This window comes from Bulleidia sp. HCP3S3_C9 (assembly GCF_052064035.1).
Classification (GTDB): domain Bacteria; phylum Bacillota_I; class Bacilli_A; order Erysipelotrichales; family Erysipelotrichaceae; genus Bulleidia.
The window spans coordinates 15103-36213 of the sequence record NZ_JBQHWJ010000006.1 but is presented as its reverse complement, the minus strand read 5'-3'; the positions used below and the strand labels follow the sequence as shown (position 1 = coordinate 36213).

General features: G+C 36.2%; 21 protein-coding genes. 19 read left to right on the top strand and 2 right to left on the bottom strand.

Translation table 11 applies throughout. From position 1 onward, the window contains the following. Window positions 1-8 precede the first annotated feature (8 nt). The 11 genes from ftsZ to ACTND6_RS02305 all read left to right on the top strand — a co-directional run bounded on the left by ftsZ (window position 9) and on the right by ACTND6_RS02305 (window position 10687). Window positions 9-1115: a cell division protein FtsZ gene (gene ftsZ, locus ACTND6_RS02355; RefSeq protein ID WP_178175789.1), complete on the top strand. Its 1107-nt coding sequence runs from the start codon at window positions 9-11 to the stop codon at window positions 1113-1115. A gap of 46 nt (window positions 1116-1161) precedes the next feature. Next, the gene (locus tag ACTND6_RS02350; protein WP_441021641.1) at window positions 1162-1578 is read left to right on the top strand and encodes a C-GCAxxG-C-C family protein; all 417 of its coding nucleotides are present in this window, start codon (window positions 1162-1164) and stop codon (window positions 1576-1578) included. Window positions 1579-1580: 2 nt separating this feature from the next. Then, a complete protein-coding gene (locus ACTND6_RS02345) occupies window positions 1581-2450 on the top strand; it encodes an alpha/beta hydrolase-fold protein (protein WP_178175787.1) in 870 nt (289 codons plus the stop codon). Between the two features lie 121 nt (window positions 2451-2571). Beyond that, complete coding sequence (locus tag ACTND6_RS02340) at window positions 2572-3834, top strand: hemolysin family protein (protein ID WP_441021639.1); 1263 nt, start codon at window positions 2572-2574, stop codon at window positions 3832-3834. Between the two features lie 21 nt (window positions 3835-3855). After that, window positions 3856-4578 carry an RsmE family RNA methyltransferase gene (locus tag ACTND6_RS02335; RefSeq protein ID WP_441021637.1) on the top strand — a complete coding sequence of 241 codons (723 nt, stop codon included), beginning with the start codon at window positions 3856-3858 and terminating at the stop codon, window positions 4576-4578. Next, window positions 4575-5849, top strand: coding sequence for a tRNA (N(6)-L-threonylcarbamoyladenosine(37)-C(2))-methylthiotransferase MtaB (gene mtaB, locus ACTND6_RS02330; protein WP_441021635.1), 1275 nt, complete (start codon window positions 4575-4577; stop codon window positions 5847-5849). Before ACTND6_RS02335 ends, mtaB begins: the two co-directional genes overlap by 4 nt. Next, window positions 5827-7305: a UDP-N-acetylmuramoyl-L-alanyl-D-glutamate--2,6-diaminopimelate ligase gene (locus ACTND6_RS02325; RefSeq protein ID WP_441021633.1), complete on the top strand. Its 1479-nt coding sequence runs from the start codon at window positions 5827-5829 to the stop codon at window positions 7303-7305. The genes mtaB and ACTND6_RS02325 overlap by 23 nt, the downstream gene beginning before the upstream one ends. Further along, window positions 7306-7944, top strand: a complete 639-nt coding sequence (gene deoC, locus ACTND6_RS02320) for a deoxyribose-phosphate aldolase (protein WP_178175783.1) — start codon at window positions 7306-7308, stop codon at window positions 7942-7944. A gap of 83 nt (window positions 7945-8027) precedes the next feature. Then, on the top strand, window positions 8028-9395 hold the full coding sequence (locus tag ACTND6_RS02315) for an MATE family efflux transporter (RefSeq protein ID WP_441021630.1): 1368 nt from the start codon (window positions 8028-8030) through the stop codon (window positions 9393-9395). Window positions 9396-9460: 65 nt separating this feature from the next. After that, window positions 9461-9643: a 30S ribosomal protein S21 gene (rpsU, locus tag ACTND6_RS02310; RefSeq protein ID WP_178175782.1), complete on the top strand. Its 183-nt coding sequence runs from the start codon at window positions 9461-9463 to the stop codon at window positions 9641-9643. Window positions 9644-9724: 81 nt separating this feature from the next. After that, window positions 9725-10687 (top strand): PhoH family protein, encoded by a 963-nt coding sequence (locus ACTND6_RS02305; protein WP_441021628.1) that lies wholly within the window; start codon window positions 9725-9727, stop codon window positions 10685-10687. An 18-nt stretch (window positions 10688-10705) separates the two neighbouring features. Here the strand turns inward: ACTND6_RS02305 and ACTND6_RS02300 are convergent, their stop codons facing one another. Further along, complete coding sequence (locus ACTND6_RS02300; RefSeq protein WP_441021626.1) at window positions 10706-12364, bottom strand: Na/Pi cotransporter family protein; 1659 nt, start codon at window positions 12362-12364, stop codon at window positions 10706-10708. Between the two features lie 130 nt (window positions 12365-12494). Here ACTND6_RS02300 and ybeY point away from each other — a divergent pair, with 130 nt between their 5' ends. The 7 genes from ybeY (at window position 12495) to ACTND6_RS02265 (ending at window position 19757) form a co-directional block, all read left to right on the top strand. Beyond that, window positions 12495-12947, top strand: coding sequence for an rRNA maturation RNase YbeY (gene ybeY, locus ACTND6_RS02295; RefSeq protein WP_178175780.1), 453 nt, complete (start codon window positions 12495-12497; stop codon window positions 12945-12947). A 9-nt stretch (window positions 12948-12956) separates the two neighbouring features. Then, window positions 12957-13850, top strand: coding sequence for a GTPase Era (era, locus tag ACTND6_RS02290; protein ID WP_441021623.1), 894 nt, complete (start codon window positions 12957-12959; stop codon window positions 13848-13850). Continuing rightward, window positions 13798-14595 carry a DNA repair protein RecO gene (recO, locus tag ACTND6_RS02285; RefSeq protein ID WP_441021621.1) on the top strand — a complete coding sequence of 266 codons (798 nt, stop codon included), beginning with the start codon at window positions 13798-13800 and terminating at the stop codon, window positions 14593-14595. The genes era and recO overlap by 53 nt, the downstream gene beginning before the upstream one ends. A gap of 61 nt (window positions 14596-14656) precedes the next feature. Then, the gene (locus ACTND6_RS02280; protein WP_441021619.1) at window positions 14657-16048 is read left to right on the top strand and encodes a glycine--tRNA ligase; all 1392 of its coding nucleotides are present in this window, start codon (window positions 14657-14659) and stop codon (window positions 16046-16048) included. A 13-nt stretch (window positions 16049-16061) separates the two neighbouring features. Continuing rightward, window positions 16062-17825: a DNA primase gene (gene dnaG, locus ACTND6_RS02275; RefSeq protein WP_441021617.1), complete on the top strand. Its 1764-nt coding sequence runs from the start codon at window positions 16062-16064 to the stop codon at window positions 17823-17825. Next, window positions 17794-19098, top strand: a complete 1305-nt coding sequence (rpoD, locus tag ACTND6_RS02270) for an RNA polymerase sigma factor RpoD (protein ID WP_441021615.1) — start codon at window positions 17794-17796, stop codon at window positions 19096-19098. Before dnaG ends, rpoD begins: the two co-directional genes overlap by 32 nt. Then, entirely contained in the window at window positions 19098-19757 is a 660-nt protein-coding gene (locus ACTND6_RS02265; RefSeq protein ID WP_441021614.1) for a tRNA (adenine(22)-N(1))-methyltransferase, read from the top strand. Before rpoD ends, ACTND6_RS02265 begins: the two co-directional genes overlap by 1 nt. 39 nt (window positions 19758-19796) lie before the next feature. On the opposite strand, the gene rpsT is transcribed toward ACTND6_RS02265, so the two are convergent. Further along, on the bottom strand, window positions 19797-20060 hold the full coding sequence (gene rpsT, locus ACTND6_RS02260; RefSeq protein ID WP_178175773.1) for a 30S ribosomal protein S20: 264 nt from the start codon (window positions 20058-20060) through the stop codon (window positions 19797-19799). Window positions 20061-20172: 112 nt separating this feature from the next. Between rpsT and fmt the strand changes: the two genes are divergently transcribed. After that, window positions 20173-21111: a methionyl-tRNA formyltransferase gene (fmt, locus tag ACTND6_RS02255; RefSeq protein ID WP_441021611.1), complete on the top strand. Its 939-nt coding sequence runs from the start codon at window positions 20173-20175 to the stop codon at window positions 21109-21111.

Here is a 21111-nt window from a genome sequence, read left to right as displayed (position 1 = left end):
AGAAGAACATGGCAGATTTAGAATATAATCAAATTGCAAAAATTAAAGTATTTGGAATTGGTGGTGCAGGAAGCAATGCAGTAAATAGAATGGTAGCTGATGGTGTTCAGGGTGTTGAATTCTATGTAGCTAATACTGACTTGCAGGCTTTGGATGTATCTCCAGTTGCTAATAAAATTCAGTTAGGTAAAGAAGGTTTGGGTGCTGGCGGCAATCCAGATAATGGACGTAAGGCAGCAGTTGAATCTGAAGATGATATCCGTAAGGCAATGGAAGGCGCAGATATGGTTTTCATTACAGCTGGTATGGGAGGCGGTACTGGTACTGGTGCAGCTCCTATGTTTGCTAAGGTTGCCAAGGAACTTGGATGCTTAACTGTTGGTATCGTAACAAAGCCTTTCTCATTCGAAGGTAAGAAGAGAATGGTACAGGCTGAACAGGGTCTTGAACAGTTAAAAGAATATGTTGACTCATTAATTATTATTTCCAATAACAAGGTTCTTGAAGTTATCGGTCATATTCCATTTGAAGATGCATTCAAGGAAGCTGATAATATCTTACGTCAGGGCGTACAGACAATTACAGACTTGATTGCTGTTCCAGCAATGATCAACCTCGACTTCGCAGATATTAAATCTGTTATGGAAGGTCAGGGTTCTGCATTATTCGGAATTGGTATGGCTGAAGGTGATAACAAGGCTTCTGAAGCTGCTGAAAGAGCAATTCAGTCTCCATTGCTTGAAGCACAGATCAAGGGTGCTAAGAGTGCAATCATCAACGTTACAGGTGGTGCAACAATGAGTGCCTATGATGCCAGTGAAGCTGTAGAATTCATTAGAAATGCTGCAGGTAATGATATTGATATTATCTTCGGTGTAGCTATCAATGATAAGATTGGTGATTCCTGCATCGTATCTGTTATCGCTACTGGTTTTGATTTACCAAAGCCTGAATCTATTCCTAGTGATGGACCAGCAGCAGAAAAGAGTCCTGTAATTAACAGTGCTCCTGTATCTGGCGTTGTTGCTTCCAGTGATGACGATGATATTTCCTTTGGTGGAGAATCAAGCGACGATGATGATAATATCATTCCAAGCTTTTTCACAAGAAACTAATATTACAGGCTGTTGAATCAACAGCCTTTTTCAATTTGAGGTTAGTATGAAACATGAAGATATTGCGGTAATTAAAAGAAATAGTGGATATAATTGTGCACAGGCTGTTTTATGTGCATATGCAGAAGAATTGAGAATGGATGAAAAGCAACTGTTTGCTTTATCAGAAGGCTTTGGTTCAGGTCTAGGCTGTACGCTTGGTACCTGTGGTGCATTAAATGCTGCATGCATGATCCAGTCAGTTATGTCATCAACATGTCATTTAGATCATCCTGATTCTAAGGCATCGACATATCCAAAAATACGAAATTTATTAAAAACATTTGAAAAGAATGTTGGTGCATTACGCTGTAGAGATATTAAAGGTATTGAAACAGGAAATGTTCTTTGTGAATGTGAAGACTGTGTTCGTATCGCATGTAGACTTGTAGATGAAATGGTGTTTGACAAAAAAGGAGAATAAGTATGGCGTTAATTACTTTAGATTTTGAATCAGAATATATGGGAAGCAATCAGAATGTAAATATCATTGTTCCGGATAAACCAAGAGATATTTCATGTAAGGACTTTTATGGAAATAAGGCAAAGTATCGTGTTTTATGGCTTTTACATGGAACATTTGGCGGATATTCTGACTGGATCCGTAAAAGCAATATTGAGACATATGCGTGTGAAAAGAATTTTATTGTAGTGATGCCTGGTATTGCAAATGCGGATTATGAAGACTGGCCAACATTTACTTTAGGATTAAATGCTGAAAAGTATATTGTTGATGAACTGATGCCACTTGTATACAACTGGCTGCCTGCTTCTAATAAAAGAGAAGATAACTTTATTGCAGGTTTATCTATGGGTGGCAAAGGTACATTGCATTTTGCATTAAAATACCCACAATTATTTGCAAAAGCTGCTATTCTTTCCTATCTGCCATCAGATATGGAAAATGACAAACAGGAATTAGAAAAGCTGTATGCTTTATCAATAGATGAAGTTATATCAAATAATGATGTAATGCATTCTAAGCAGAGATTGTATAACTGTATGCATAATGTTGGTTCTGTAGATGCATATCTTGATTCTTATTACAATCTAAGAAGAAAAATGAAGGAAGCTGATGTATCAAAACTTCCTGAGATGTTATTTACATGTGGAACAGACGATTCTATCTTCAAGAATGAAATTGAACCATTCAAGGCATTCTTGAAAGAAATTGGAATGGAAGCAAAGTGGTCCTTAGGAAAAGGAGATCATGAGTGGAGAGTCTGGGAAAGAGATATCCAGATTGCATTTTCATTCTTTGTAGATGATCAGCAAGTTCATGGAAATGCATTTTAGCTGATATTTACTCAAAGCATGTTAGATGCTATAATTCTTGACATATTTAAAGAGAGGTAATTATTTTGGAAGATTCTTCGATACCGCTTAATATACATACAAGAAATGAGGTCATTGCCTTATGAGTACCTATATTATTGCGATTGTAATTTTGACTTTATTTTCTGGTCTGTTTTCTGCGACGGAGACAGCATATTCTAGTTCATCAAAAATTCGTTTAAAAAACATGGCAAATGATGGCAAAACGAAAGCCAGCAGTGTTCTTGTTATATTAGATGATTTTGATAAATTTTTAACTTCTGTATTGATTGGTAATAACATTGTCAATATTGCTTCAGCGACAATCAGTACGCTGTTGTTTTCATTGATTCTAAAAGGTGGCAAAGGTCCTACAGTTTCAACAATTGTGATTACAGTCATTACACTGCTGTTTGGTGAAATCGCTCCAAAATCCTTAGCTAAGCAGGCACCTGAAAAGTTTGCATGTGCTACGGTAGGTGTAGTGAATTTCTTTGAATTTGTTTTCACACCACTCACAATTGTCTTGAAAGGCTGGACATGGCTTGTAAATCATTTTGCTCATATTGAACAGGATGAAGGAGATATTTCTGATGAATTGATTACAATGGTTGATGAAGCAGAAAAAGACGGAAACCTGGAAGAACATGAAAGTGATTTGATTTCTGCAGCGATTGAATTTAATGATTTAGATGTGAAAGACGTATTAACACCACGTGTTGATATCGTTGCGGTAAATATTGCATCCTCTCATGAACAGATTGAAAAGGCATTCCGCTTTAATTCCTTTTCTAGATTGCCTGTTTATGAAAACACGGTTGATAATATTGTTGGTGTCATTCATGAAAAAGATTTCTATGAACTCATGTATCACAACAACAAGGGACCAATTCGTAGAATCATTAAGCCAGTGATCTATACATCTCCAAATACACAGATTTCTACATGTATGAAACAATTACAGGCTGCAAAATTACATATGGCAGTTGTACTAGATGAATATGGTGGAACAGAAGGTATTATTACACTGGAAGATATCATTGAAGAACTTGTTGGCGAAATCTGGGATGAACATGATGTAGTAGAAGATTTTTATACAAAAGTAGATGACTATACCTGGATGGTAAAAGGCGATGCCGAAATTGATGATCTGATTGATCGATTTGGTGTAGAAGAAGAGGATGAAGAATTTGACTTTATTACTGTTTCTGGCTGGGCAATCGCTGAATTACATCACATTCCAAAAGTGAATGAAGAATTCGATTATAAAAACCTTCATGTTACAATTACAAAAGCAGATCAAAGAAAAGTACTTGAAGTGAAGGTAGAAATTCAAAAAGAAGAGGAGGATAAGGAAAACGATTGATCTCGTTTTCCTTTTTGAACTATGCAGCAATATTTTGTAGATACACCATTACGTGTAGGTGAAGATTATATTTTCACAAAAGAACAGGCACATCATGCAAAAACTGTTGTTCGTCTTGATCACGAAAAAGTTAGACTTGTCTATCAAGGACAGGCATATTTTGCGGAAGCATATACAAAAGACAAAGAATTTATTGCACATGTTTATGAAAAAGACGATAACATTCATGAATCTCTTTGTGATGTTACTTTAGCTGTTGCCTTGATTCGCAGGGAAAAATTTGAACTTGTTTTACAGAAAGCAACAGAATTAGGTGTAAAAAGAATTGTTCCATTTGAAAGCAGCAGATGTGTTGTGCGTTCTAAAAAAGAAAAGGCTGACAAGTTGAAAACAAGATGGAATGCAATTGTACAGGAAGCAAGTGAACAATGTAAAAGAAACTGCATTCCTGAAGTGACTGATATTGTTCCTTTTAAACAGCTGAATAAGTTTCTCTCACAGGCAAACTATGCCTGTTATGAAAATTCCTATGGAAAAGCAAGTTTTTTAAGTGAATGTGCAAAAGTCAAGCAATCCATTACGGTAGTCATTGGATGTGAAGGTGGTTTTTCTAATCAGGAAGTGGAAGAAATGGAATCCATGGGGTTTACTTCCATTACACTAGGCTCACGTATCTTGCGTGCAGAAACAGCCGCAATGTATGCATGCAGTATTTTAAGTGAAATGTATGAGGATAGAAAATGAAATATGCAATCGTTAATTTAGGATGCAAAGTCAATGCATTTGAAGCAGAAGCAGTCAGTGAAATGCTTTCTAACAATGGGCACACAAGAGTTTCCTTCGATGAACAGCCAGATGCTACAATTGTATTTACGTGTGCAGTAACAAATACTGCTGCCGCCAAATCCAGAAAGATTCTGCATCAGGCAAAACGTATCAAAGAAGACGAAATCACTGCGTTAGTTGGATGCTACGTTCAGGTAAATGATGGATTGCTGGAAGAAGCAGATATTCTAGTGGGAAGTGCGAATAAAAAGAAGCTTCCACAATACATTGAACAGTATTTAAAGGATCATAAAAAAAACAGAGATATTGCTTCTTTAGAAAATGTTCCGTTTGATTCTTTTACATCTTCTGTACATGATTCAAAGGCAAGATGTGACTTAAAGATTCAGGATGGATGTAATCAATTCTGTTCCTATTGCATCATTCCATATGCAAGAGGAAGAGAAAGAAGCATGGAACCTGATCTTGTTATAGCGGAAGCAAAAAGATTAAGTAAAAAATATAAAGAAATTGTTTTGACAGGCATTCATACAGGACGATATGGAAAAGAATACAATATTACATTAACAGATATCATTCGACGTATTCTGATAGAAACAGAAAATGTGCGTATTCGTATTTCATCAATTGAAATTACGGAAGTCAGTGATGATTTAATTCAATTGATGAAAGAGAATGACAGGATGACAAAATTCTTACATATTCCTTTACAGTCTGGATGTGATTCTGTATTAAAACGTATGCATCGACCATACGATACAGAAGAATATTATGCTAAAATAGAGAAGATTCGCAAGGAAATTCCAGGTGTATCGATTTCAACAGATTTGATTACCGGCTTTCCACAGGAATCAGAACAAGAATTTTTAGAGACGTATGAATTTTTGAAAAAATGTCACTTTTCATTTTTGCATGTATTTCCGTATTCATTGCGAGAAGGAACAGCAGCCGCAAAAATGAATGGTCAGATTGATCCACAAGTGAAAAAGCTTCGTACAAAAAAATGTATTGCATTAAGTGAACAGCTGTATGATGCATATCAGCTTTCAAAAGTAAATGAAAGAGCTGAAATCATTGCGGAATGGGTCAAAGATGGTTATACGACGGGACATACTTCGGAATATATTCCTGTAAAAATAGAAGAAGAATTAGTACATGGTGAGAAATATACTGTTGTACTGGAACGGTATGAAGATCATCAAATGTATGCTAGAAAGGTCAGTGATTGATTTGAAGTTAACGGAATTGTTTGAAAACGTACCAGATATTGAAATTAAAAGCCTGATGGCAGATAGCAGAAAGAAAAGACCAGATGCAATCTTTTTCTGCGTCAAGGGAATGATGTTTGATGGACATAAGTTCATTGATCAGGCAATTGATAATGGTGCAAAAGTTATTATCTATTCAGATCCAATCTCTCATATGAGAGATGATATTACATATATCCGTGTTAAAGATGTAGTACAGGCATTTAATAAAGTTGCAGATGCCTTCTATGGTTATCCTAGTCATAAGCTGTTGATGTTCGGTGTAACAGGTACAAATGGAAAGTCATCCATTTCCTGCATGATCCGAGATATCTTGAATGAATTTCAGCCAACAGGATATATTGGAACGATTTCCATTGAATATGGAAATGTTAAGCTTCCACCTTTATTAACAACACCTAATATTGATGATCTACATGGTATTTTAAGAGATATGATAGATGCTGGAATGAAGGCATGTTCTCTTGAAGCTAGTTCCATTGGTATTGAACAGGGGAGAGTTGATTCTATTGATTTTGATGTAGCGATGTTTACAAATCTTACGCATGATCATCTTGATTATCATGGCACAATGGCAAACTACTTCAATGCCAAGAAAAAACTGTTTGATCATTTAAAAGAAGATGCTATCGCTGTTACAAATGTAGATGATCCATATGGTTTGAAAATTGTAGAAGATTGTCCATGTAAAGTTGTAACGTACGGGGTTGATCATGATGCTGATTATCGTGCAACTAATATTCAATTGTTAAAAGATCGTACAAAGTTTACTTTAAAAGTTTCAAATATGGAATATGAAGTGGAAACAAACCTTGTTGCGAAATTTAATGTCTATAACTTATTAGCCGTGATTGCTTCATTGAATATGAAGGGTTTACCAATCAGTGATATGCTTCCACATTTAAGAAAACTATCTCAAATTGAAGGCAGAATGCAGAGAATATCTGATGGACAGCCATTTAACATTCTGATTGACTTTGCACATACTCCAGATGGCATTGAAAAAGTATGTCAATACGCTGCAGCAATTACACCAAAGGGAAAGAGAATTATCGCAATTACTGGATCTGCTGGTAAAAGAGATGTGATCAAACGCCCAATCTTTGGAAAAATCCTTGATAAGTATTGCGATATGATCATTCTTACAGAAGATGATCCACGTGATGAGGATCCACATCAGATTGCTGAAGAAATTGCATCTGGTATTGAAAAGACAAACTATGTCATGATTCTGGACCGTTTTACAGCGATTCGTGAAGCAATTGAACTGGCAGATGTAAATGATACGATCATTATCTTAGGAAAGGGAGATGAAAAATTCATCTACCGTGAATTTGGAAGAGTTCCATATGAAGGTGATGACACGATAACTCATGAAGTCTTGAAAAGATATTACTTTGCAAAGGAGGAAAAATAAATGAAGAAAAGTAAATATATTGATCATACATTATTAAAACCTGAATCTACAAAAGCACAGGTTCAGAAAATTGTAGATGAAGCAAAAGCATATGACTTCGCTACAGTTATGGTAAATCCATGCTGGATTCCATTTGTAAAACCACAATTAAATGGTACAGATGTCAAGGCTGCCTGCGTCATTGGATTCCCTTTAGGCGCAAATACAACAGCTGTAAAGGTATTTGAAACAACAGATGCATTAAATAATGGTGCAGATGAAATTGACATGGTACTCAATATTGGAGAGCTCAAAGATGGCAATGATGAATATGTAACAAATGAAATCAAAGCTGTCAAAGAAGCTTGTGGTGAACATTGCCTGAAAGTCATCATTGAAACATGTTTGCTTACAGATGAAGAAAAGGTAAGAGCATGTAAAGATGTTGTAGCTGCAGGTGCAGATTTTGTTAAGACATCTACTGGCTTTTCTACAGGTGGCGCAACATTAGCAGATGTGAAGCTGATGAAGGAAGCTGTAGAAGGAACTCATGTGAAAGTGAAAGCAAGTGGCGGTGTTAGAACAAGAGAAGACTTTGATGCAATGATTAAAGCAGGTGCTGAAAGAATTGGTACTTCTGCAGGTACAAAATTAATGTAAACAACATAGACATACATCACTGTATGTCTTTTGTATTTGTGAAATTGAACGAGGGGTAAAGGATTGATTGATCCAAGTGTATTATGAAAAAGATTGATATGACCCATGGATCACTATGGGATAAGATTTTAATGATTGCTTTGCCGTTAGCAGCATCAGGCATTCTTCAACAGTTGTTTAATGCGGCTGATGTTGCGGTAGTTGGACAATTTGTTGGAAAAGAAGCAATGGCAGCTGTTGGAGCGAATGCTCCAGTAGTTAATATTCTGATTACAATGTTTACGGGTATCTCATTAGGTGCCAATGTTGTAATCTCACGCTATACAGGCAGAAAAGATAAAGAAAATGCAGAGAATGCAGCACATACAGCAATTCTTGTTGCTGTTATTTCTGGTTTCTTTATTTTAGTGCTTGGACAATGTATCGCAAGAATAACACTAGAGATGATGTCTGTTCCAGATGATTGCTTAGATATGGCAGTATTGTATCTGCGTGTGTATCTTTGTGGCATGCCTGTTATATTTCTATATAACTTTGAAGCAGCAATCTTTCAATCACAAGGGGATACAAAAACACCTTTGATGTGTCTGATTATTTCAGGTATTGTCAATGTCATTTTAAATTTATTCTTTGTTATTGTGATTGGTATGACAGTCAATGGTGTAGCTTTAGCAACTGTGATTTCCAATGGTATTTCATCTATGCTGCTGTTTGCCTTCCTTTTGAAAGGAAAAACACCTTTAACAATTGAAAAGCAGCGCTTTCGTATTCATGCTGATCTATTAAAGGAAATGCTTCAAATCGGTTTACCAGCTGGCTTGCAGGGAATGGTGTTTTCAATTTCTAATATTCTAATTCAGTCTGCGGTCAACTCCCTTGGAACAGATGTTGTTGCGGGAAGCTCAGCAGCAGGAAATCTTGAAATTATTGGATACTTTGTAGTCAATAGCTTCTCACAGGCATGTACGACGATTATCGGACAGAACTTTGGGGCAAATCAGCCAGAAAGATGTCATAAAACACTAATGATCAGCCTGGTAGAAAGCTGGATCGTTGGTGGAACTGTGTCCTTTTTAATTATTATATTTGGAAAGCAGCTGCTTCGCTTATTTAATTCTGATCCAAATGTCATTGCCTTTGGCTATCAAAGATTATTTTGGATTTTGTCATTTGAAGTAATTAATGGAACCATTGATATTATTTCTGGTGCAATGAGAGGATATGGAGAATCTCTGACACCTGCACTAATTGCACTTGTATGTATCTGTGGTGTTAGAATTGTATATATCTTTACATATTTTGCTTTCCATAGAAGTTTTACAACATTGATGCTTGCGTATCCAATCAGCTGGATCATTACAGTGATTGTTATATCGGCAGCGTATCTCATCATGCGTAAGAATGGCCTTGGCTATCAGCAAGAGACAACATTAAAAGATTTCAAAAAATAAGTTTGCAAAAAGGGATTGAATTTGGTATTATAGATGAGCTCGGATGAGAAAGGCGGTGAGTAACAATGGCAAGAGTAGTCGTAAAAGAAAATGAAAATCTAGATGATGCATTACGCCGCTTCAAGCGTCAGGTTAGCCGTAATGGTACATTAGCAGAAGCTCGTAAGAGAGAATACTATGTAAAACCTGGAATCAAGAGAAAGCTTAAGAGTGAAGCAGCTCGTAAGGCTAGAAGAAGAGGTAAGTAAGAGATGAGGTAGAACTCATCTTTTTTTTGTGAAATAGTTGAAAGTTGATATAATCATATAAAGAAATGAAGGAGATTTAGTTTGAATAGTGAAGTAATAGAATTTTCTGGATTGCAGGAAGCAACATATATTTCATTCTGTGGAGTAAATGATGCGAATTTAAAAGTATTGTCTCAATGCTGCGGGAAGAGAATCTCATTCCGTGATGAGAAGCTGATGATCCAGGATTGTGATGAAGTCACAAAAATGAATATTGCGCGTGTGGCAGCTAAATTATTAGAAAAAGCGGAAAATGGAAAGAATATCAGTGAACAGGATGTGATCTATATTTATCGTTTAGTAACGAGAAATGAAGATATCAATCTTGAAGATATGAATCAGCATGTTGTTGGCAGAACACTTGCAGGAAAAGCAATTATGCCAAAAACAAAAGGGCAGCTTGCATTTGTAAAGGCAATGCAGGAGAAGCCGATTGTATTTGCGATTGGACCTGCAGGTACAGGAAAAACGTACTTAGCTGTCATTCAGGCGGTCACTGCTTTGAAAAAAGGAGATGTCAAACGTATTGTATTGACGCGTCCTGCAGTAGAAGCAGGTGAAAATCTTGGATTCCTTCCAGGAGATCTCAAAGAGAAAGTGGATCCATATTTAACACCTTTATATGATGCTTTACGTGTGTGTCTTGGAAATGAAAAGACAGAAGTATTGATTGAAAAAGGAACGATTGAAATTGCTCCACTTGCTTACATGAGAGGTAGAACATTAGATGATTGTTATGTCATTCTAGATGAAGCACAAAATACAACCACATCACAAATGAAAATGTTCCTGACACGTCTTGGGTTTAATTCCAAAATGATTATTACTGGTGATATTACGCAGATTGATCTTGAACATAAAATCAAGAGTGGTCTAGAAGAAGCAAGTGCTATTTTAAAAGGGATTGATGACATTGCGATTCTGCATTTATCCAGTGACGATGTTGTCAGACATCCACTTGTTCAAAAAATTATTGAACGTTACGAATCCATCAAAAAAGATTGAGAAATTTCTCAATCTTTTTTAGATAATATCTGGTTGAATCACTTTTGTCTGGCTTGTAACAGAAGATCTTGCAATATTGCAGCAATGATCACCCATACGCTCCAAAGTACCTAGAATATCGCAATAGACACTCTCTGCGATTGGAGAAGTACATGTATGATTACTCATACGTACAAAATGTGCTTCTCTAGCATCATATTCTAATTTATCCATGACATCTTCCATTTCAATGAGTCTGCCATAGGCAACCTGATTTTTTGTAACAAAGATTTCAATTGTCAGATCAAACATTTCAATGAACTGCTGATACATGGCATTCATGTCTTTCATTGCTAAGTCTGAGAATACATGATCATCAGAGTAAACCATGTTATAGAACTCTACAAGATTCATTGCAAGATCGCCAAGTCTTTCAAGGTTCTTTGTTGTATCAAGATAAAGACGGTTTTCTAAGATGTCTTGTTCTGTCAGGTTTGGCTGAACAGATAATTGAATGAGATATTCTGTAATCTTCTTGTCGAACTTATTGCACATTGCTTCATTTCTTTTCAGCATTTCAAGATCTTCTTCACTGCCTTTTTCATTCATGAAGATACGTGTCTGATTGACATCTTCTTTTACGACATCACTCATTTTCAAGATTGCCTGCTGTGCCTGAATTAAAGCAAAGGAAGGTAATACAGAAGCAACATTTGTATCTAATTCATCAATATCAATTTCCATAAGTTCTGGTTCTTTGCCAGGAACGATCTTTCTAACAATTGCGACAAGCTGTTTCACAAATGGAACAAAGATCAATGTAGTAACTGTTTTAAATATAATATTTGCCATCGCAATCTGCATCATAGGATTCAGACTGCCAAAGACGGAAGAAATAAAACCTGTATACGGTACTAGACACGCCAGTCCAATCACACCGCCAATCACATTCATGATCGTATGCATTGCAGCTGTTCTTTTTCCTGCGGTACTTCCACCAATAGAAGCAAGAATACCAGTCATTGTTGTTCCGATATTCGCACCTAGCATAAATGGAATCGATGCACCTAAGGAAACAGCTCCAGCATTGTATAATTTCTGAATTACACCAATTGTTGCTGCAGAAGACTGCAGTGCAGCTGTAATCAATATGCCAGCTAAGAATCCAAGCAGAGGATTACTTGCCATGCTTAATGCAAAACTTGTAAACTGTGGTAATTGTTTCAATTCTGCTAAGGCAGTACCCATTGCATCCATACCATAGAAAATTAATCCAAATCCAAGAATGACATTTCCATAGTACTTTGTCTTTTGTTTTCCACCAAAGCATATAAACAATGCTCCTAGGAAAACGATATACAATGCATATTTATCCAAGCTGATAGAAATCAAGAATGAAGTAATTGTCGTACCAATATTCGCACCCAGAACTACACCAGCAGCCTGATCTAATGACATCAGTCCAGCACGTACTAGACCAATGACAATTGCTGTGGTTGCAGATGATGACTGCAATAATATTGTAAGCAACACACCAATGATGATGCCCGAAAATGTACTCGAAGTATATTTGTCGATGTATTCTCTAAGCTTGTCTCCAGCGACAGCTTTTAGACCATCTCCCATAAAGGTTATGCCGAACATAAATAAGCCAAATCCGCCTAAGATCATGTTCCAGCTGATTGATCCTAAAGTCATATTCCCTCCTGACGATATGAAACATATTAATTTTACCAAAACTTTATTATCTTCCAACATAAAATTTACATTTTGTTGCAATTTCACAATGAACAATTTACATGTATAATATTTGCAAGAGGTAGCTTATATGGAAATTACATTAATTAATCGAACAAACCAGGATGTTAGTGTATATGCATCTTTGTTTCAGAAAATAGCAAAAAGCGCAGAAAAAATATTAGAATTACCAGAAGATTATGAATTATCTGTAACGTTTGTACGTTCTCAGACAATTCATAAAATCAATCGAGATTATAGAAATGTAGATCGTCCTACAGATGTGATTTCATTTGCCATTCGCGATGATGAAGATGATTTCATCAGTGAAGAGGAAAAAGATCTCGGTGATATTTTTATTAATATCAATTACTGCAAGAAGCAGGCAAAAGAATATGGTCATTCCTATGATAGAGAAATGGGATTCTTGTTTACACATGGAATGCTGCACTGTTTAGGCTATGATCATATGTGTGAAGAAGATGAAAAAGTAATGTTTGCTTTACAAGATCAGATCTTAGATCCGATCATTTCTAGAAAGTGAGTTGAAAACGTGAAGAGTGGATTTGTTGGATTAGCAGGAAGACCAAATGCGGGAAAAAGTACATTGATCAATGCTTTAGTTGGAGAGAAGGTGGCCATTGTATCTTCAAAGCCACAGACAACAAGAAGTGAGATCAGAGGTATTTTAACAAGAGAAGACTGTCAGATTATTTTTACAGATACACCAGGTATTCATAAACCGACACAACGTCTGGATGCAAGAATGAATAAAGAGGCATTTGATGTTATGCTGGGTGTTGATGTGATTTATCTGGTAGTAGATGGTTCTGTTCCTTTTGGTAAAGGTGATGAATTTGTTTTAGGAGCAGTGAAAAATGCAGGACTTCCTGTTTTTCTGATTCTAAATAAAATTGACAAGATGGATGATAGAGACATCATGAAGAATTTAGTATCCTGGCAAAAGCGATATGAATTTGCGGAATTCTTCCCAATGAGTGCGAAATATAATCGTTCCTTCCTTGATCTGATCAATACGACAAAGAAGTATTTGCCAGAAGGTGGATTGTTGTATCCTGAAGAAATTGTATCAGATGGTGCAGAAAACTTTAGAATTGCGGAAATGATCCGTGAAAAAATTTTAGACTTTACACGTGAAGAAATTCCGCACGCGGCAGCAGTCAAGATCGACAATAAAGAATTCAGAAAAGATGCCTGCTATATTCAGGCAACGATTCTTGTAGAAAAAGATTCTCAAAAACCAATTATGATTGGCAAGCAGGGAAAAATGCTGAAAAGAATAGGTGTTGAAGCAAGAAAAGATATTGAAAAGCTTCTTGGAAGAAAAGTTTATCTTGAATTGTTTGTTCGTGTAGAAGATGAATGGAGAAACCATGATCATCTCATCAGTGAGTATGGTTATGGCGGTGCAGGAAAAGATGAATGATGTTCTTCATGGATTCATTCTAAAACAAATTGATTATAAAGATGCGAGTGTGATTCTGACTTTTCTTTCAGAAGAATATGGAAAGATTTCTCTTGTTGCTAATGGTGTAAGAAAAGCATCCAGTAAAAATGCAGGCAGAGTCATTCCATATACAAAAGCGCAATGTTTGATTGACTATCAAGATGGCAGAACGATGTACACATTAAAAAATGTATCCACCATTAAGACATATAAGAATATGCATATGGATCTGGAAAAATCGACAGCAAGTGCAATCATTGCGGAAATTGCAGATAAATTTGTAATGAATGGCGAAGAAAGTGAATATTACAAGGACGTGTATGCATGTATTGATCAATGCTATGCCTGTATAGAAAATGGCGGGGATGTATTGACGATTCTCACATTGTTCTGCAGTGATATCATGAAGTATTTTGGAATTGCGGCTGATGTGGATGAGTGTGTGCATTGTGGCAGCAGGCTTGTTTCAGCTCTTTCCATTAAAGAAGGTGGCTTTCTTTGTAAAAGCTGTGCTTCGCTGCTGAATGTTCCATGCACAGATTTATCAGATTTAAAAAGATTTCGTCTGTTAAGTAAAGCATCAATCAGAAATTATGATGTGATTATAAAATCATGTCATGTTTCTTACCGTGATTTGAAAACGTTTATAGAAATGATTACGGTTCATACAGGTATAAAAATTACATCTTTTGGCTTATTCGAAAGACTTTTTGCGATTGAATAAGCCTTTTATTAGTGCTATATTATTGTGGAATATGTGAAAATAGGGGAGGACTGTCACTACTATGGAAAAAACATTTGATAAAATCGTATCCCATGCTAAAACAACTGGTTTCGTATTTCAGGGTTCTGAAATTTATGGCGGCTTAAGTAATACATGGGATTTTGGTCCGTATGGCGTTGCACTAAAGGACAATATCAAAAAAGCCTGGCAGAAGAAGTTCATTCAGGAAGATCCTAACAATGTAGAAATTCAGGCTGCTATTTTAATGAATCCAAAGGTTTGGGAAGCAAGCGGACATTTAAAAGGTTTCTCAGATCCTTTAATGGATTGCAAACAGTGTAAGACTAGACATAGAGCTGATCAGCTGATTGAAAACTGGAGCGAAGGAAAGGTTAGCTGTGAAGGCTGGTCTAATGAAAAAATGGAACAGTTCATTCATGACAATAACATTCCATGTCCTGACTGCGGTGGACACGACTTTACACCAATTCGTCAGTTTAACTTAATGTTTAAAACATTCCAGGGTACTTTAGAAGATGCTAAAAATACAATCTACTTAAGACCTGAAACAGCACAGGGTATGTTTGTTCAGTTCAAGAATGTACAGCGTGCATATAGAAAGAAGCTTCCATTTGGAATTGGCCAGATTGGCAAGTCATTCAGAAATGAAATCACTCCAGGTAACTTCATTTTCAGAACACGTGAATTTGAACAGATGGAAATGGAATTCTTCTGTGAACCTGGAACAGATATGAGAGAAGATGGAAGCGGCTGGTTCAGTTACTGGAGACAGTTCTGTATGGATTGGATCCTCTCTCTTGGTGGAAACAAGGAAAACCTTCGTTTCAGAGATCATGAAAAGGAAGAATTATCTTTCTATTCTAAGGGTACTACAGATATTGAATATAAATTCCCATGGGGCTGGGGAGAACTTTGGGGTATCGCAGATCGTACAAACTACGATTTGACGCAGCATCAGAATACTTCTGGAAAGGATCTTACATATCTTGATCCAACAACAAATGAAAAGTTCCTTCCATATGTTGTTGAACCAGCAGTAGGTGTTGAACGTTTATTCTTCATGTTCTTTACAGATGCGTATGATGAAGAAACATTGGAAAATGGCGATACAAGAATTGTAATGCATTTCCATCCAGTGCTTGCACCTATTAAGGCTGCTGTTCTTCCATTAAAGAAGAAGGCACATTCTGAAAAGGCACAGGAAATCTATAAGTCCTTATCTTATGATTTCGCAGTTGCTTATGATGATGCTGGAAGTATTGGCAAGAGATATAGAAGAATGGATGAAGTTGGTACACCATACTGTATTACAGTTGATGATCAGACATTAGAAGACGGAACAGTCACAATTAGAAATCGTGACACAATGGAACAGGAAAGACTTTCTGTTGAAAAAGTAAGATCTAAGATCTTAGACGAAATCCGTTTCTAAGGAAAGGATATTGATGGCGAGGATTGAACAAGAAGAAATTGATGCATTAAGAAATCAAGCAGATATTGTTAATGTGATTTCACATTACATTCCTGTTCAAAGAAGTGGAAAAGGATATAAAGCAATTTGTCCGTTTCATAATGACCATGATCCTTCTATGTCAATTTCGCCTGATAAGCAAATCTATAAATGCTTTGTTTGTGGAAATGGTGGAAATGTATTCACATTTGTTCAAAACTTTGAAAAAGTATCGTTTGTTGAGGCAGTTGAAAAAGTTGCCGAACTGACGGGATTCCACCTTTCTTCTAAACCGGCAGTCAGTAAAGCTGAAGTTGATCCTCATAAGAAAGCGTTGTATAACGTTTTAAATGAGACAATCAATTATACGATGTATCAATTAGATACAAGTGTTGCGCTTCACGCAAAAGAGTATCTTGAAAAAAGAGGCATTGATGCTGAAACAAGAAAAGAATTTCAGATTGGATATGATCCAGATCGTACTTCAGTGACAAAGTTTCTAAGGGCAAAAGGATTTGAAGAAAAAGATCTTGTTTCTTCAAATGTATCCAGAGTCAATGAAAATGGCTTGTTTGATGTATATGCAGAAAGAATCACGTTTCCAATTCATGATATGAATGGAAATCCAATTGGTTTTTCAGCGCGTACAATGGATCCAGACAATCCTAGCAAATACATCAATACAAACCAGACAGATATCTTTACAAAGGGTGATATTGTTTATAATCTGCATCGTGCCAAAAACGAAGCACGCAGAAATAAATGTATCTATCTATGTGAAGGTGTTACGGATGTTATTGCTTTTTATAAGGCTGGAATAAAAAATGCGGTATGTACATTAGGAACCGCATGTACGCAGCATCAGTTATCATTGTTGAAAAGATGCAGTACAAAACTCATCTTTTGTTACGATGGTGACCATGCAGGTCAATCAGCTACCTATAAAGCATGTAAGCTTGCTTTATCTTTAGGAGCACAGGTTGGAATTGTATTAAACAAGACGGGGAAAGATCCAGATGAAATCATACGAATGTATGGAAATGAAGGATTGATCAATCTTGTAAAAACACCGATTACATGGGTTGAGTTTCTTTACAACTATCTAGTTGAAAATACAAATTTAAATAGTTATTCAGAAAAAAAAGAATTGATTCAAAAAGCAAAAGAAGATATTCAAACATTAACGGATTCCACAGATCGTTCTTATTTCATTGATAAAATTCAGGAAGTAACGAAACTGCATAGTGATTTTGATGTCAATGTACCTGTTACAAAGAATGTCACGCCTTCGATTCGTCTTGTTGTTCCAGATGGAACAAAAGATGCTGAAGAAATGATATTAAGCATGATGCTGAAATCCTATCAGGCAACACAGATATTTGAAAATGATCTTGGGTATTTAATTGAAGATACATATTCGAAGCTTGCATTAACGATATTAGATATTTCTCGCGAAAGAGGAAAATGTGATATTCAAGTGCTGATTGATGCATCAAGTGATCAAGCCAGCAGAAATCTAGTTACAAGGCTTGTGACAAGAGATGACTATGATCAGGCATTTGACGAAGAAAAGATGAAAGGTGCTGTACGTAAGATCAAAATGGCAGTATTGTCAATGCAGTCTGCGCAACTCAAACAGCAGATCAATCACGCACTGAATGGGGAAAGTTTAAGCTTGTTAATCAATAAATATAACGAGTGTCTAAAAGAACAGAGGAGATTATTAAATGAAGAAAACCAAAACAGCAGCAATGAGTGAAAATGAAGAAGAAACAACACAGACAAAAAAGGCCTCTGTAAAGAAGACAGATGCTAAGAAAACGAAAAAAGAAGAAAAGAAGATCGAAGGTACAAAAGGCAAAGGCGGCAATTCCCAAGTAAAGACACTGGATGAATTGAAAGAAGATTATAAAAAGATTTATGCTGAAGAAGGAATGATTTATCAGAAAGATATCATGGCTTCATTAGAAAAGCTGGATATGAATGACGATGATCTTGATAGCCTGTGGGACTGGTTCAGAAATGAAAATATCGATATCTCTGAAGATGAAGATATCCAGGATGAAATGGAAGCAGATTTACTTGGTAATGATACTGACGATGTTGATGATGACGATGATGAACATCCAAAGGCTGATGTAGATATTCGTACAATTGATCAGATTTCTCGTGCAGTAATGCATGGAAATACACAGGTTCAACTGAACGATCCAGTAAAAATGTATCTGAAGGAAATTGGTAGAGTTCCTCTATTAAAACCTGAAGATGAACCAGAAATCGCAAAGAGAATTGAAGAAGGCGATGAAGAAGCAAGAAATATCCTGATTACTTCTAACCTCAGACTTGTTGTATCTATTGCTAAAAAATATGTTGGTAGAGGCATGCTGTTTTTGGATTTGATCCAGGAAGGTAATATGGGTCTTGTAAAGGCAGTTGAAAAGTTTGACTATACGAAGGGATTTAAATTCTCTACATACGCAACATGGTGGATCAGACAGGCAATTACGCGTGCCATTGCTGATCAGGCACGTACAATTCGTATTCCTGTTCATATGGTTGAAACAATCAATAAATTAACACGTATCCAGCGTCAGTTAGTACAGGAATTAGGACGTGATCCAACAGCAGAAGAAATCGCTGCGAAGATGGATGGTATTTCTGCAGAAAAGGTCAGAGAAATTCAGAAGATTGCCTTAGAACCTGTTTCTTTGGAAACACCAATTGGTGAAGAAGATGATTCTCACTTAGGTGACTTCATTGAAGATAAGGATGCAATGAGTCCTGATCAGTATGCAAGTAATCAGCTGTTAAAAGATGAAATCAATGCAGTTCTTTCTGGTTTAACAGAAAGAGAAGAAAAAGTACTTCGTCTGCGTTTTGGTTTATACGATGGACGTACTAGAACACTGGAAGAAGTTGGTAAAGAGTTTAACGTTACACGTGAACGTATTCGTCAGATCGAAGCAAAAGCTTTGCGTAAGTTAAAACATCCAACAAGAAGCAAGAGATTAAAGGATTTCTTTGATAAATAATGAAAAATACCCGTATTGAAACAATTGCGGATATGGTAAAAGAGGGCATGGTAGTAGCAGATATTGGTACAGACCATGCTCTCTTACCTATTCTGCTTGTACAAAATAACAAATCTACTAAAGTGTATGCTTGTGATATTGCGGAAGGACCTTTAGCTTCTGCAAAGACAAATATTGAAAAGTATCACTATTCCTCTTTGATTCAAACGATTTTATCCAATGGATTTGAACATGTTCCTGCTGATAGTGAAGTTGCAGTAATAGCGGGAATGGGATATTTAACTGCGTGTGGTATTCTGGATGCGGCGATGCATCGCCTACCTTCTTTCAAGCAGATTATTCTAGAAATCAATCGTGATCCAGATGAAATGAGAAAATGGATTTCTTCTCACAATTTTACAATTGTTGAAGAAAGATATGTTCATGAAAGAAATCATGACTATGTCATTATGAGCTTTACATGTGAATATCATCCTTCCTATACAGAAGAAGAAATTCTGTTAGGACCTGTATTGATGCAGAAAAATGAAGATGATTATATTGCATACTGTCAAAAGCAATATGAAAAATATAAAACAATTCTTGAAAGATCTTCTGGAAGATCGGATGCTTCTATACAAAAAAAATTCCTTATCTTCAAGGAATTCTTAAAACAATGAAAAAAAGACTTCGATTGAAGCCTTTTTTTATGCAATTCATTAAGCGATTGAATTTACTGCCTTAGCGAGTCTAGACTTCTGACGAGCTACGTAGTTCTTCTTCTTAATAGAAGATACGATTGCCTTATCAAGAGCCTTGTTAGCAACGTTATATGCCTTAACAGCTTCTTCCTTGTTTCCTGCTTCTACAGCAACAAGAACCTTCTTAATAGCTGTCTTGAGTTCACTCTTCTGACCAGCTTTGGCATTCTGTCTCTTAAGGTTAGTCAATGCACGTTTCTTCTGTGACTTGATATTTGCCATGAGAACACCTCCATCCTTCTTTTAGCAGAAGTGATTATAACAAATCAAGTATAAAAATGCAATGAAATAGTTATCCGTTTACTGTATAATTATACGACAGTAGGAGGTACCTATGAACAAGACTAGAATTATATTTTTTGGAACGCCAGAATTTGCGGTCTCCATTTTACAGACATTAATAGATTTAAATTGTAATGTTGTTGCGTGTGTTTCCCAGCCAGATCGTCCCGTTGGAAGAAAACATGTGATCACACCAACACCAGTACATGCATTATGTATTGAACATAATATCCCATGTATTCAGCCAGAAAAACTTTCAAAAGAAGTTGATGCAGTATTTGCATATGAACCAGAACTCATTATTACATGTGCATATGGTCAGTTTGTGCCAGGTACGATTTTGAACTATCCAAAATATGGCTGTATTAACATTCATCCTTCTTTACTGCCAAAGTTTAGAGGTGGTGCACCAATTCATCATGCAATCATGGCATCTGAAACAAAGACTGGTGTTTCTTTGATGCAGATGATTCAAAAAATGGATGCAGGTAAAGTATATGCTCAGGTGGAATTGCCAATTGGGGAAGATGAAACACAACAGGAATTATCTGTTCGTTTAAACCATGCAGCATGTCAATTGCTAAAAGACAATCTGCAAGATTATATTGATGGAAAGCTTCCTGGTGTTGAACAAGACGAATCAAAAGTAACCATTGGTAATAACATCACAAAAGAAGAGGAAGAAGTACATTTTGCCTCTGAAGATATTCATAAAATCTACGACCATATTCGTGCTTTGATTGACTGGCCAATTGCATATGGTGTATTAGATGGAAAACGTATTAAATTCCATAAAGTGCGTAAACAGGTTTGTGAAGTTACACAAAAAGCAGGAGAAGTCATTGGTTTTAAAGATCATGCACTTGAAGTTGCCTGTATTGGCGGTATCTTAAAGATTTATGAACTGCAGATGGAAGGAAAAAAGAAAATGGATGCAGATGCATTTAAAAATGGTTATGTAAGTGAAGTGAGAGGAAAGGTATTTGAATAA